The organism is Acinetobacter sp. V116_7 (genome assembly GCF_056735735.1).
Map to the genome: position 1 here is coordinate 1 of NZ_JBWZIF010000003.1, position 12,246 is coordinate 12,246.

Sequence of the window (12,246 nt, forward strand, 5' to 3'; positions counted from 1 at the left end):
GGGTTTCCCATGTGAGAGTAAGTCATCGCCAGCTCATTATTCTAACACCCCGGTCTCGAAAGAAACCGGGGTGTTTCTTTATGGGAAATTAAATTAATTGTTTAATTTAGATGCAGTAAGACCATAAAAAGGACTCTATATGAGTCCTTTTTTTATATGAAGGAAACTTCGACCCCGCTCTAAATTAGAAATGGGCTTCAAGGCCTACATCTTCTAAATCAATATTAAGTTGCTCGATTACATTTTTATATGGAAACTTATTCTTTAAACTGGAAAAGTAAATAGGATGAAAATTATAAAGAGTAAGAACAATGAAATATCAAGGAAGTTGTCATTGTGGTCAGGTAAAGTTTGTCGCAGAAGGTGAGCTAACAGAAGCCTTATCTTGTAATTGCTCAATCTGCCAAAAGAAAGGTTCATTGCTTTGGTTCTTACCCAGTAATCAAGTTAAAGTTTCTTTAGAAACGCCTGAAATTTTAGCGAACTATACTTTTAACAAGCATGTGATTAATCATCATTTCTGCAAAAATTGTGGTATTCATCCTTATGCTCAAGGCATAGATGCAGAGGGTAATTCTATCTTTGCGATTAATGTTCGATGTATAGATGACATTGACTTAGATAAAATAAAAATAAATTATTTTGATGGACGTTCAGTTTAATAATTATAAGGATTTATTCAATGACAACTAAAAAAGAATTAACTCCAACACAATTAGATTCACTGCTTGAACTATTAAAGAAGAGATTTGAAAAGAACACACATCGCCATAAAGAAATTGATTGGACAAATGTCCGAGCTAAATTATTAGAATCGCCTGAAAAATTATGGTCATTGCAAGAAATGGAAAATACTGGAGGAGAGCCTGACGTTGTCTCTTATGATCAACAGAAGGATGAATATTTATTTGTCGATTGCTCTCCTGAGAGTCCAAAAGGCCGTAGAAGTCTTTGTTATGATCGAGAGGCTTTGGAGGTTAGAAAAGATCATCCTCCAAAAAATAGTGCAATCGATGTGGCTAAAGAAATGGGAGCTGAGCTTCTCACAGAAGAGCAGTACCATGAATTGCAAAAGTTAGGGGAATTTGATCTTAAAACATCAAGTTGGCTCAAAACCCCAGATGCGATTCGACGGTTAGATGGAGCTATTTTTGCTGACCGACGTTATGGTCGGGTATTCATTTATCATAATGGAGCACAGTCTTATTATGCTGTTCGTGGTTTTCGTTGCTGCTTAAGAGTATAGGCGTTGTACATAAATAAAAATAATTCCGTTTGATGTTTTATGCCAAGAAAATGGAGATTCTTGCAACTTTTGATTGACTGTAAACATGACAAGATATGTTTAGGAATTAAATAAAAACATAAGGACATTTTTAAACATGCAACTCAACCCAATTTACTATAATGAACAACACATTGCTTTTGCTGATAATGTTCGCCGATTTGTACAAAAAGAAATGGCACCTTTTGTGAATGAATGGGATGAGGCTGAGACATTTCCTAGAGAGCTTTATAGAAAGGCTGCTGAAATTGGCCTATTAGGGCTAGGTTTTTCTGAAGAATATGGTGGTATTCCTGATGCAGATCCGTTCTATTCATTACTGGCTGGTATTGAAATGGCAAAGGCGGGTTCTGGGGGGGTACATACCTCACTTATGGTGCACACAATTGGCGCCCCTCCCATTCAGCACTTTGGAAGTGAGGAGTTAAAGGCTAGAGTCCTGCCAGGTATTATTTCCGGTGAAAAAATTTCTGCTTTAGCTATTACAGAACCTGGTGGTGGCTCGGATGTCGCTGCATTACAGACTAAAGCTGTTCGTAATGGTGATTACTATATTGTCTCGGGTGAGAAGACGTTTATCACATCGGGAATTCGTGCAGATTACTATACAGTTGCAGTGCGTACAGACCCAACTAAAACAGGTGCAGAAGGTATTTCAATGTTGCTCGTTGATGCGCACAATGAAGGAATTACTAAAACACCTTTAAAGAAAATGGGATGGTGGGCTTCTGATACAGCTCATTTGCATTTTGATCAAGTACGAGTACCTGCATCAAATCTGCTCGGCAAAGAAAACGCCGGTTTTAAAGTTATTATGAATAACTTTAATATGGAGCGGTTCTTCTTGGGAGTTGTGGCTTATGGCTATGCATTAGTCTGTTACGAAGAAGCTTTAGAGTGGGCGCAACAACGGAAAACTTTTGGTAAGCGATTAATTGATCATCAAGTGGTTCGTCATAAATTGGTAGATATGGCAACACAATTGACCTCAACACGGGCATTGCTTGAAGAAACTGCATGGAAAATGACTCAGCCTAAGTTACAAGGACCTGAGTTGGTGGCACAAATTTCAATGCTTAAAAATGTTGCGACTCGCTCTATGCAATTTTGTGCTGATGCAGCTGTGCAAACATTAGGTGGCATGGGCTTTATGCGAGGTACCAAGTCGGAACGTATTTACCGTGAGGTTAAGGTCAATATGATTGGTGGCGGTGCTGAAGAAATTATGAAAGATTTGATTAGTAAGCAGTTAGGTTATTAATTTTAGAGTAGGTTTTGCTTGTATAAACCATCTCATTCAGAGTTTACTGAGATGGTTCTATCCATTTCTCATTTAAAATTGCCCAACGTTCATAATCTTTCCATGTTTTTCCTCCAATTCGAAGATATTGCCGAGAAAAACCTTCTTTAATGAAACCAGCTTGGGCCACTAATTGAATCGAGGCAATATTGTCAGGTTGTATATTCGCTTCTAACCTATGTAAATTTAAATTTTTGAATGCTTCATTGAGTAATAATTTGAGGCCTTGCGTCATATAGCCATGACGTTGATAAGGATGAAATGCTTCATAACCCAAATAGGCTGAATGAAATTGACCGCGTATAATATTTGAAATATTAAATGTTCCAGCAATTGCATGGCTATGGGTTAAGCAGACAAAATAGCGATGCTCTTGCTCTAAATATGTTTGAAAGTCAGCTGGTGGATATGCCCACGGTTGATGTAATTGAACACTACGTACATAAGCTTCTTTAATTTCTGCAAGGTCATTTTTCTTGGGTTTACGTAAATAGACTAGACTCATTTTAATGCCATCTCCCAGACTATTTCGGTTAACTCATCAATTTTGACTTTACCCTCAGCTTTATACCAAGTTACGGTCCACGAAATTGCACCACCAACTAATCTTCGCCAAATAAAGGCATCATGCTTTACCTTGCCTTCAGTGCGTAATTTTTCAATAACATCCAACCAGATTTGCTCATATTCATTACGCATTTTTAAAAGATAATCTTGTTTTTCTTTTGATAGGGCAAACCATTCATAAACCAAAACAGCCATGGCTGCCCCTGTGTCTCCAGTAATTGAAATGAGTTCAGATTTAATAAGAGCACGGAGTTGTTGTTCTGGATTGGTAGATTGAGCTGCCGCATCTTGTAAACGAGCAAGATTGTAAATAATGGTTTCCTCCATCACGTGAGCGAGGATGTCATCTTTACTTTTAAAGTGGTGGAATAAGCTTCCCGACTGGATTCCAATAAATTGAGCAAGTTCGCGTACAGTAGTTTTGTCATAGCCTTGTTTATGAAATAGGTAGGCAGCCCCACGTAATAAACGACCACGTGGGCTGTCATCAAAACAAGAGATATTTGGAATCTGTTCAATTGAAGTAGCAATCATGCGAAAGCCGAATCCTTTATATAAAAATACTTAACAGAAAAGTTTGCCAAACCTCATCATGTTTTAGCTGAGCTGTCGAGTTTGGCAGTTTTGGTCAATTTCACAATAACATTTTGCTCTTTACAAACCAAGCGCTTGCTTGGTAATGTTGAGTTTGATTTTTAAACAAAATAATGAGAAATAAGATGGCAAGTAATCAACAGGATGATGAGCGTGTCGTAAAAATAGGTTGTGCCTCAGGTTTTTGGGGAGACACTAATACTGCCGCTTTCCAATTAGTACATCTAACCGATATTAATTATTTGGTTTTTGATTATTTGTCTGAGATCACCATGTCGATTATGGCAAAAGCGAAGATGGTGGAACCAAAGCATGGTTATGCTTTGGATTTTGTCAGTCGAGTGATGGCACCTCTACTTAAAAAAATTGCAGAGAAAAAGATTAAGGTGATTAGTAATGCTGGTGGTGTTAATCCATTGGCGTGTCGAGATGCCTTGCAAAAAATAATAAAAGAATATGGTCTAGATCTGAAAGTGGCTGTGGTTTTAGGCGATGATCTTTTAGCACAGCATGAACAACTCAAACAGCAAAATATTCAGGAAATGTTTAGCAGTGAAGCTTTGCCAGAACAGGTGGCAAGCAGTAATGCTTATTTAGGTGCGGTGGCTATTCGCGATGCTTTGAATTTAGGTGCAGATATCGTGATTACTGGTCGTGTGGTTGACTCTGCTGTGGTGCTTGCCCCTTTACTTCATGAATATCAATGGTCTTTAGATGACTATGATAAGTTGGCACAAGGTTCCTTGGCAGGTCATGTCATTGAATGTGGTGCGCAATGTACAGGCGGTAATTTTACCGATTGGCAATTGGTACAAGGTTTTGACAACATGGGTTTTCCAGTGGTCGAAGTGAGTGAAGATGGTTCATTCGTTGTGACCAAACCACAAGGGACAGGTGGTTTGGTTTCTACCGCCACTGTTGCTGAGCAAATTGTTTATGAAATAGGTAATCCTCAAGCATATTTATTACCCGATGTCATTGCTGATTTCAGCCACGTGCATTTAGAGCAAGTCGGAGAGAACCGAGTCCGTGTGACGGGTGCAAAAGGACAAGCACCTACTGCACAATATAAAGTTAGTGCGACTTATCCTGATGGTTATCGGGTTTTAGTCAGTTTCTTAATTGCAGGACGTGAGGCACCACAAAAAGCACAAGTCATTGCCGATGCGATTTTGGCGAAATGTGAGCGTGTTTTAGCAATGCGTTCGGTGCCGCCATTTAGTGAAAAGTCGGTTGAAATCTTAGGTATTGAAAGTACCTATGGAGCACATGCTCAGGCTTTAAATAGCCGCGAAGTTGTGGTCAAAATAGCTGTAAAACACATGTTTAAAGAAGCATGTATGTTCTTTGCATCTGAAATTGCTCAGGCCTCTACAGGCATGGCTCCAGCCTTAGCAGGAATTGTTGGAGGTCGACCAAAAGCATCTCCAGTCATTAAGTTATTTTCATTTTTAATTAATAAAAATCAAATTAATGTCGAAATCGATTTTGATGGAAACCGTTATCAGGTTGAGATTCCTCGGAACACTTCTACAGAGCAATTCAATACTTTAGCAGCGGGTGAAAGTGCGGTTTATCAAGAAAATGAAATTGAAGTTCCTTTGATTGAAATTGCGCATGCCCGCAGTGGTGATAAAGGCAATCATAGCAATATCGGTGTGATTGCACGTAAAGCAGAATATTTACCGTGGATTCGTGCAGCACTAACTGAACAGACGGTTGCAAGTTATATGCAGCATGTCTTGGATGCAGAGAAAGGGCGAGTAATTCGTTATGAATTACCGGGTTTAAATGCACTGAATTTTATGTTGGAGAATGCCTTAGGCGGTGGTGGTGTTGCAAGCCTGCGAATCGATCCGCAAGGTAAAGCATTTGCACAACAATTATTGGATATGCCTGTAAAAGTTCCGGCACATCTTTTAGAAAAATAAAATGAATGGATGAAACAAAGATGAGTTATCAATCAATTTTTAAACCAGATGCTTTCGCTAATAAAGTCGTTATTGTGACAGGTGGCGGCTCAGGAATTGGTCGTTGTACTGCACATGAGCTTGCTGCTCTTGGTGCTCAAGTGGTGATTACAGGACGCAAAATTGAGAAATTAGAGAAAGTAAGCCAAGAAATTATAGAAGATGGTGGTCGGGTTCATTTCATTGTTTGTGATAACCGTGAAGAAGAACACGTAAAAAATATGATTGCCGAAGTGATTGAGAAATTCGGCAAACTCGATGGTCTGGTAAATAATGCGGGTGGCCAGTTCCCCTCAGTTTTAGAGAATATTTCGGCGAATGGTTTTGATGCAGTCGTGCGTAATAATTTGCACGCAACTTTCTATTTAATGCGTGAAGCTTATAACCAATGGATGGCAAAACACGGGGGGAGTATTGTCAACATGACTGCTGATATGTGGGGCGGCATGCCGGGAATGGGGCATTCAGGTGCTGCACGTTCAGGAGTAGATAATTTAACTAAAACAGCATCGGTTGAGTGGGGGAAATCTGGAGTTCGTGTAAATGCAGTTGCACCGGGATGGATTGTGTCATCCGGTATGGATAATTATAGCGGTGATTTTGCCAAAGTAATTATTCCAAGTCTTGCTGGCAATGTACCATTAAAACGTATGGGAACTGAGTCGGAAGTCTCATCGGCGATTTGTTATTTACTGTCTGATGCTGCGGCTTTTGTGTCAGGTGTAACTCTGCGTATTGATGGTGCTGCATCGCAAGGGACACGAATGTATCCACTAGGCGAAGCCACAAATAGTCAGTCTTATAATGGTTTTCACCGCGCGTTTATTCCTGAAATCTTTCAGAAAAAGACTGAGGCTGAGGAGGAATAACAGTGACTATTCTCCAATCCGAAATTGCTGTTGGCAGTGAACAGTATCAAAAGAATAAAGAGGCACTGCTTGCTCAACTGAGTGAAGTCCGTGCAATTCAGCAAAAAAGCATTGATAAATCGTATGCTGCTAAATCGAAATTCGATAAAAAGGGCAAGATTCTGCCGCATGAGCGTGTACGATTATTACTTGACGCTGATTCACCTTTCGTTGAGCTTTGTGGTTTGGTTGGCTACAACATGCATGATGACAAGGATGGCTCCGAAGCTGGTGGTGGTGTAATTGCTGGCATTGGTTTTGTCAGTGGTGTGCGTTGTCTAGTTTCTGCAAGTAATAGTGCGATCAAGGGCGGGACCATGTCCCCTATGGGCGTACAAAAAACTTTGCGTTTGCAAAAAATTGCCTTAGAACAAAAACTTCCGCTGATTACGCTGACCGAAAGTGGCGGTGCCAACTTAAATTATGCAGCTGAAGTATTTACCTATGGCGGTATGACCTTTGCCAATCAGGCACGTTTGTCTGCGGCAGGTATTCCACAGCTTGCAGTTGTTCATGGTAATGCAACGGCAGGAGGAGCTTATCAACCAGGACTTTCCGATTATGTCATTGCTGTACGCAAACAAACCGAAATGCTTCTTGCAGGTCCACCTTTACTTTTAGCTGCGACTGGTGAAGTAGCAACAGCTGAAGAGTTGGGCGGAGCAGAAATGCATTCGCAGGTTGCCGGAACAGCAGAATATTTAGCAGAAAATGATGCTGATGGTATTCGCCTTGCACGTGAAATTTTTGAAAATCTGAACTGGAAAGAGCAAATCAAACCAGTTGAAACGACTTATAAAGAACCTCGTTACGATGCCGATGAACTGTTGGGTGTGATTCCAAATGATCCTAAACAACCATTTAACATGAAAGAAGTGGTTGCACGCATTATTGATGATTCAAATTTTCTAGAATTTAAACAGGAATATGATGATTTAACGGTATGTGGCTGGGCGAAGATTGGCGGATTACATATTGGCATTATCACCAATAATGGTCCGATTACCCCTCAAGGTGCGGCTAAAACGGCTCAGTTTATTCATCTGTGTGAACAGACCAAGCGTCCATTATTGTTCTTGCACAACACCACAGGTTTTATGGTGGGAACTGATGCAGAGCAAAATGGCATTATTAAGCACGGCTCAAAACTGATTCAAGCTGTTGCGAATTGTTCTGTACCTAAAATTTCGATTGTTGTGGCAGGCTCATATGGTGCAGGTAACTACGCAATGTGTGGTCGGAGTTTATCGCCAGACTTTATTTTTGCATGGCCAAATTCGCATGTTGCTGTAATGGGCGCTGCACAAGCTGGAAAGGTACTGCGTATTGTGGCTGAAGGAAAGCAAAAAGCTTCTGGTCAGGAGCCTAATCCGCAAATGCTCGATTTTCTTGAGCAAAGCACTGCGATGAAATTGGAGCAGCAATCTACCGCGCTTTTTAATACGGCCATGTTACATGATGATGGCATTATCGATCCGCGAGATACTCGAAAATTATTAATTTTCCTTTTACAGACCATTTATGAAGCACAGCAACGAGAGCTAAATCCAACTCGTTTTGGTGTGTCCCGTTTTTAATCAACCTTTACCGCAATTAAAAAAATTAATAGGAATAACACAATGAAATTTACTGCTGAACATGAAGCATTACGTCGCACAGCACATCAATTTGTTCAAAATGAGCTGAATCCACATATTCCGGAATGGGAAGAAGCAGGGCAATTCCCAATTCATAATGTATTTAAAAAGATGGGCGATCTCGGCTTATTAGGGATTTGTAAGCCTGAAGAAAATGGCGGTTTGGCTCTAGACTATTCTTATAACCTTGTAGTTGCCGAAGAAATTGGTCGTGCAGCGTGTGGTGGTGTGCCTTTAGCTATTGGTGTACAAACGGATATGGCAACACCTGCTTTGGCGCGTTTTGGTAGTAAAGAATTACGTGATGAGTTTTTAACACCAGCGATTGCTGGGGAATATGTTGCATCCATTGCAGTATCAGAAGTGCATGCTGGTTCGGATGTGGCAGCCATTAAAACGACTGCTAAAAAAGATGGTGATGACTATGTCATTAACGGCAGCAAAATGTGGATTACCAACTCATTGCAGGCCGATTTCTTTTGTCTTTTAGCCAATACGTCTGATGATAAACCACACGTTAATAAGTCGATGATTATCGTACCTGCAAAAACCCAAGGGATTAGTTTTTCAGAGCCACTTAATAAATTAGGGATGCGTTCAACGACCACAGCGCAGGTTTATTTAGACAATGTACGTGTACCACAGCGTAACTTAGTGGGTGTCGAAGGCATGGGCTTCATGATGCAAATGATGCAATTTCAGGAAGAGCGCCTATGGGCTTGTGCGAATGCCATTGGCGGGTTGGAAAATTTAATTCAAAAGACCATCGACTATACAAAAGAGCGTACCACTTTTGGTCAACCCCTCATTAATAACCAATATATCCATTTCCGTTTTGCCGAGCTCATGACCGAAGTGGAAGCACTTAAAGCATTAACTTACCAAGCGTGTGAACAGCATATTGCTGGTGAAGATGTGACCAAGCTGGCATCTATGGCAAAACTTAAAGCTGGACGTTTAACTCGTGAAGTTGCCGATAGTTGTCTGCAATACTGGGGTGGTAACGGTTTTATGTGGGATAACCCTGCATCCCAGCTGTATCGTGATGGTCGCTTGGGGTCTATTGGCGGTGGGGCAGATGAGATTATGTTGGGGATTATCTGCAAACTTATGGATATCTTGCCAAAAAAACAAAAATAAGGAATCAGCCATGACACTTTCAGCATCTCTACAAGTTTTAGATATTGATGACAGCATTCAATTAGAACAAGACGGCAGTATTTTATATCTCTGGTTAAATCGACCAGAGAGCCGTAATGCCATGAACTTGAAGATGGTCAATGCCATTCAACAAGTCTTTAATGCTATTCGCGATGACCTTTCAATTCGTGCGGTAATTATCCGTGGGGAAGGCGGAACCTTTTGTGCAGGTGGTGATATTAAAGATATGGCTGCTTTACGCGTTGAAGCAACTAACGTTGGTAGCCTGCAACCTTATACTGATTTTAACCGCCGTTTTGGTGCCATGCTTGAGCAAGTTGAGGGTGCTCCGCAAACGGTTGTAGTGATTTTAGAAGGTGCTGTTTTAGGTGGTGGTTTTGGTTTGGCCTGTGTTTCCGATGTTGCGATTAGTCGTGACAATGCCCAGTTTGGTTTACCTGAAACAGGGCTTGGTGTGATTCCTGCACAAATTGCTCCTTTCGTGGTGAAACGTATTGGTCTGACTCAGGCTCGTCGATTAGCTTTGCTCGGTATGCGTTTTGAGGGCCATACAGCACTTAGTGCCGGAGTGGTTCATCAGATTGCACATAATGAAATCGAACTTGAACAAGCTTTAGAGGAAACCATTCAACACATTAAACGAGCAGCTCCTCAAGCTTCACGTGTGACTAAAGCACTGTTACATCGAACGCTCAATGAGCCTTTGAGTGATTTACTCAATGATGCAGCTCAGCAGTTTGCCCAAGCGGTTGGTGGAGCTGAAGGACAAGAAGGAACGATGGCTTTTATCCAGAAACGGTTGCCAAACTGGGCTGATGAGCCATAAGAGATAAGGATAAAAATAATGAAATTTTCAAAAGTACTGGTTGCAAATCGTGGTGAAATTGCAGTTCGAGTCATGCAAACTGCTAAGGCAATGGGCTATCAAACTGTCGCAGTTTATTCGGATGCAGACCGTAATGCTCGTCATGTGCAAGAGGCTGATGAAGCTGTCTATATTGGTGCTTCAAAAGTATCAGAGTCTTATCTTTCAATTACCAAAATAATAGATGCATGCAAAAAAACAGGCGCTGATGCTGTTCACCCTGGTTATGGTTTTTTGTCAGAGAATACTAATTTTGCTCAGGCATGTATCGACAACCAGATTACCTTTATTGGGCCTACTGCTTCTGCAATTGAGTTAATGGGCAGTAAACGCCTTTCAAAAATTGCCATGATTGAGGCGGGTGTCCCTTGTGTACCGGGCTATGAAGGTGACCGACAGGACCTTGAATACTTAGCAGCACAAGCAGAACAGATTGGCTTTCCAATTATGGTCAAAGCTTCTGCGGGTGGTGGTGGTCGTGGAATGCGTTTGGTACAGCATTCATCTGAATTGGTTGAGTCATTACAAACCGCACGTTCCGAAGCTGAAAATGCCTTTGGTTCAGGCGAGCTTATTTTAGAAAAAGCAGTCATTGCTCCACGCCATGTCGAAATTCAGGTTTTTGGTGATACTCACGGCAATTATGTGTATTTGTTCGAGCGCGATTGTTCGATTCAACGCCGTCACCAAAAGGTTGTTGAAGAAGCACCATGTCCAGTGATGACACTCGAACTGCGTCAGAAAATGGGTGAAGCTGCTGTAGCCGCGGCTAAAGCATGTGCTTACGTAGGTGCAGGAACTGTTGAGTTTTTACTTGATACATCAGGTGCATTTTATTTTTTAGAAATGAACACCCGTTTGCAAGTGGAGCATCCTGTCACTGAACTCGTTACTGGATTAGACTTGGTTGAATGGCAGTTACGTGTCGCGAATGGTGAGCAGTTACCGTTAAAGCAACAAGAATTGACCTTAAATGGACATGCTATCGAAGTACGTTTGTATGCAGAAGACCCACGTCAGGATTTTTTGCCACAAACAGGAAAGGTTTTATGCTGGAAGCCTGCAACTTTGCCAAATGTGCGAATAGATCATGGTATGTTGGTAACTGATGAAGTTAGCCCATTTTACGATCCGATGGTAGCAAAGGTGATCGCATATGGGAAAACCCGTGAGGATGCGATTCGCTTACTCGCTCGTGCTGTGGATAATTGTGTTTTGCTAGGTGTAAATAGCAATAAACAGTTTTTGGTCAATTTACTGCGTCATCCAATTGTTGTTGCAGGAGATACTAATACTGCATTCATTCAACAGCATTTTCAAAACGACAGCAGTTTACATAAGCAGGTTCTATCTTTAGAAAATTTAGCGATTGCTGCTGCATTATTTAGTCGCAGTAAAGTCACTGCGGTGTGGCAAACGGGGCTTGGAGTGCCACTACCATTAAAACTTAAATATGATGATCAGCAAATTCAATTGCAGCTTTCATCTGTAAATAACACGTTTACGGCACAGCTTTGTGATCAAACAGTTTGTATTGAAGTGCTTGAGAGAACACCAGAGCAATTAGTTTATTTAATTGATGGCGTACGCCGTCGTGTGCAATATGTATTAGATGGTGATCAGCTTTACTTAGATCGAGAGAATGGCAATGTTGCGATACGAAATGTGACTTATGCTGCGCCAGAAACCGCTGATGTAGCGGGAGATGGCAATATTCGCGCGCCGATGGATGGTGCTGTGGTAAATATTTTGGTTAATAAAGGCGATCAAGTCGTGAAAGGTCAAACTTTATTAGTACTTGAAGCCATGAAAATCCAACAGCAGATTAAATCTGATGTGGATGGTGTAGTTGAAGATGTGTTAGGGCAACAGGGTCAACAAGTAAAAAAACGGCAAATGCTTTTTACTATTCAAACTTAAGTGATAAATACCGCTCTATTTGAGCGGTATTTATTTTCG

11 protein-coding genes are annotated in these 12,246 nt (G+C 41.0%); 9 read left to right on the forward strand and 2 right to left on the reverse strand.

Going from position 1 to position 12,246, the window contains the following annotated elements:
* Positions 1 to 311 precede the first annotated feature (311 nt).
* The 3 genes from AC1PJP_RS00355 (at position 312) to AC1PJP_RS00365 (ending at position 2,546) form a co-directional block, all read left to right on the forward strand.
* Positions 312 to 662 (forward strand): GFA family protein, encoded by a 351-nt coding sequence (locus tag AC1PJP_RS00355; protein ID WP_416703578.1) that lies wholly within the window; start codon positions 312 to 314, stop codon positions 660 to 662.
* A 20-nt stretch (positions 663 to 682) separates the two neighbouring features.
* A complete protein-coding gene (locus AC1PJP_RS00360) occupies positions 683 to 1,246 on the forward strand; it encodes a DUF4256 domain-containing protein (protein ID WP_134263599.1) in 564 nt (187 codons plus the stop codon).
* 136 nt (positions 1,247 to 1,382) lie between these two features.
* Complete coding sequence (locus tag AC1PJP_RS00365) at positions 1,383 to 2,546, forward strand: acyl-CoA dehydrogenase family protein (RefSeq protein ID WP_479766347.1); 1,164 nt, start codon at positions 1,383 to 1,385, stop codon at positions 2,544 to 2,546.
* Between the two features lie 43 nt (positions 2,547 to 2,589).
* Here the strand turns inward: AC1PJP_RS00365 and AC1PJP_RS00370 are convergent, their stop codons facing one another.
* Positions 2,590 to 3,090: a GNAT family N-acetyltransferase gene (locus tag AC1PJP_RS00370; protein WP_479766348.1), complete on the reverse strand. Its 501-nt coding sequence runs from the start codon at positions 3,088 to 3,090 to the stop codon at positions 2,590 to 2,592.
* Positions 3,087 to 3,686 (reverse strand): TetR/AcrR family transcriptional regulator, encoded by a 600-nt coding sequence (locus AC1PJP_RS00375; RefSeq protein ID WP_479766349.1) that lies wholly within the window; start codon positions 3,684 to 3,686, stop codon positions 3,087 to 3,089. Before AC1PJP_RS00375 ends, AC1PJP_RS00370 begins: the two co-directional genes overlap by 4 nt.
* Positions 3,687 to 3,871: 185 nt before the next feature.
* On the opposite strand from AC1PJP_RS00375, the gene AC1PJP_RS00380 reads away from it, so the two are divergent.
* The 6 genes from AC1PJP_RS00380 to AC1PJP_RS00405 are packed head-to-tail and all read left to right on the forward strand — an operon-like array spanning position 3,872 to position 12,207.
* Positions 3,872 to 5,677, forward strand: coding sequence for an acyclic terpene utilization AtuA family protein (locus AC1PJP_RS00380; RefSeq protein WP_479766350.1), 1,806 nt, complete (start codon positions 3,872 to 3,874; stop codon positions 5,675 to 5,677).
* A gap of 20 nt (positions 5,678 to 5,697) precedes the next feature.
* Complete coding sequence (locus tag AC1PJP_RS00385; protein ID WP_416670268.1) at positions 5,698 to 6,585, forward strand: SDR family oxidoreductase; 888 nt, start codon at positions 5,698 to 5,700, stop codon at positions 6,583 to 6,585.
* A gap of 2 nt (positions 6,586 to 6,587) precedes the next feature.
* The gene (locus AC1PJP_RS00390) at positions 6,588 to 8,201 is read left to right on the forward strand and encodes an acyl-CoA carboxylase subunit beta (RefSeq protein ID WP_479766351.1); all 1,614 of its coding nucleotides are present in this window, start codon (positions 6,588 to 6,590) and stop codon (positions 8,199 to 8,201) included.
* A 42-nt stretch (positions 8,202 to 8,243) separates the two neighbouring features.
* Positions 8,244 to 9,401, forward strand: a complete 1,158-nt coding sequence (locus AC1PJP_RS00395) for an acyl-CoA dehydrogenase family protein (RefSeq protein WP_416670263.1) — start codon at positions 8,244 to 8,246, stop codon at positions 9,399 to 9,401.
* A gap of 10 nt (positions 9,402 to 9,411) precedes the next feature.
* Positions 9,412 to 10,248 (forward strand): enoyl-CoA hydratase/isomerase family protein, encoded by an 837-nt coding sequence (locus tag AC1PJP_RS00400; RefSeq protein WP_151989490.1) that lies wholly within the window; start codon positions 9,412 to 9,414, stop codon positions 10,246 to 10,248.
* Positions 10,249 to 10,266: 18 nt separating this feature from the next.
* Positions 10,267 to 12,207 carry an acetyl/propionyl/methylcrotonyl-CoA carboxylase subunit alpha gene (locus tag AC1PJP_RS00405; protein WP_479766352.1) on the forward strand — a complete coding sequence of 647 codons (1,941 nt, stop codon included), beginning with the start codon at positions 10,267 to 10,269 and terminating at the stop codon, positions 12,205 to 12,207.
* Positions 12,208 to 12,246 lie beyond the last annotated feature (39 nt).

Coding starts and splice junctions, on each gene's coding strand:
- AC1PJP_RS00370 (WP_479766348.1), bottom strand. CDS start 3,090: ATGAGTCTAGTCTATTTACGTAAACCCAAGAAAAATGACCTTGCAGAA.
- AC1PJP_RS00355 (WP_416703578.1), top strand. CDS start 312: ATGAAATATCAAGGAAGTTGTCATTGTGGTCAGGTAAAGTTTGTCGCA.
- AC1PJP_RS00385 (WP_416670268.1), top strand. CDS start 5,698: ATGAGTTATCAATCAATTTTTAAACCAGATGCTTTCGCTAATAAAGTC.
- AC1PJP_RS00395 (WP_416670263.1), top strand. CDS start 8,244: ATGAAATTTACTGCTGAACATGAAGCATTACGTCGCACAGCACATCAA.
- AC1PJP_RS00365 (WP_479766347.1), top strand. CDS start 1,383: ATGCAACTCAACCCAATTTACTATAATGAACAACACATTGCTTTTGCT.
- AC1PJP_RS00380 (WP_479766350.1), top strand. CDS start 3,872: ATGGCAAGTAATCAACAGGATGATGAGCGTGTCGTAAAAATAGGTTGT.
- AC1PJP_RS00405 (WP_479766352.1), top strand. CDS start 10,267: ATGAAATTTTCAAAAGTACTGGTTGCAAATCGTGGTGAAATTGCAGTT.
- AC1PJP_RS00400 (WP_151989490.1), top strand. CDS start 9,412: ATGACACTTTCAGCATCTCTACAAGTTTTAGATATTGATGACAGCATT.
- AC1PJP_RS00360 (WP_134263599.1), top strand. CDS start 683: ATGACAACTAAAAAAGAATTAACTCCAACACAATTAGATTCACTGCTT.
- AC1PJP_RS00375 (WP_479766349.1), bottom strand. CDS start 3,686: ATGATTGCTACTTCAATTGAACAGATTCCAAATATCTCTTGTTTTGAT.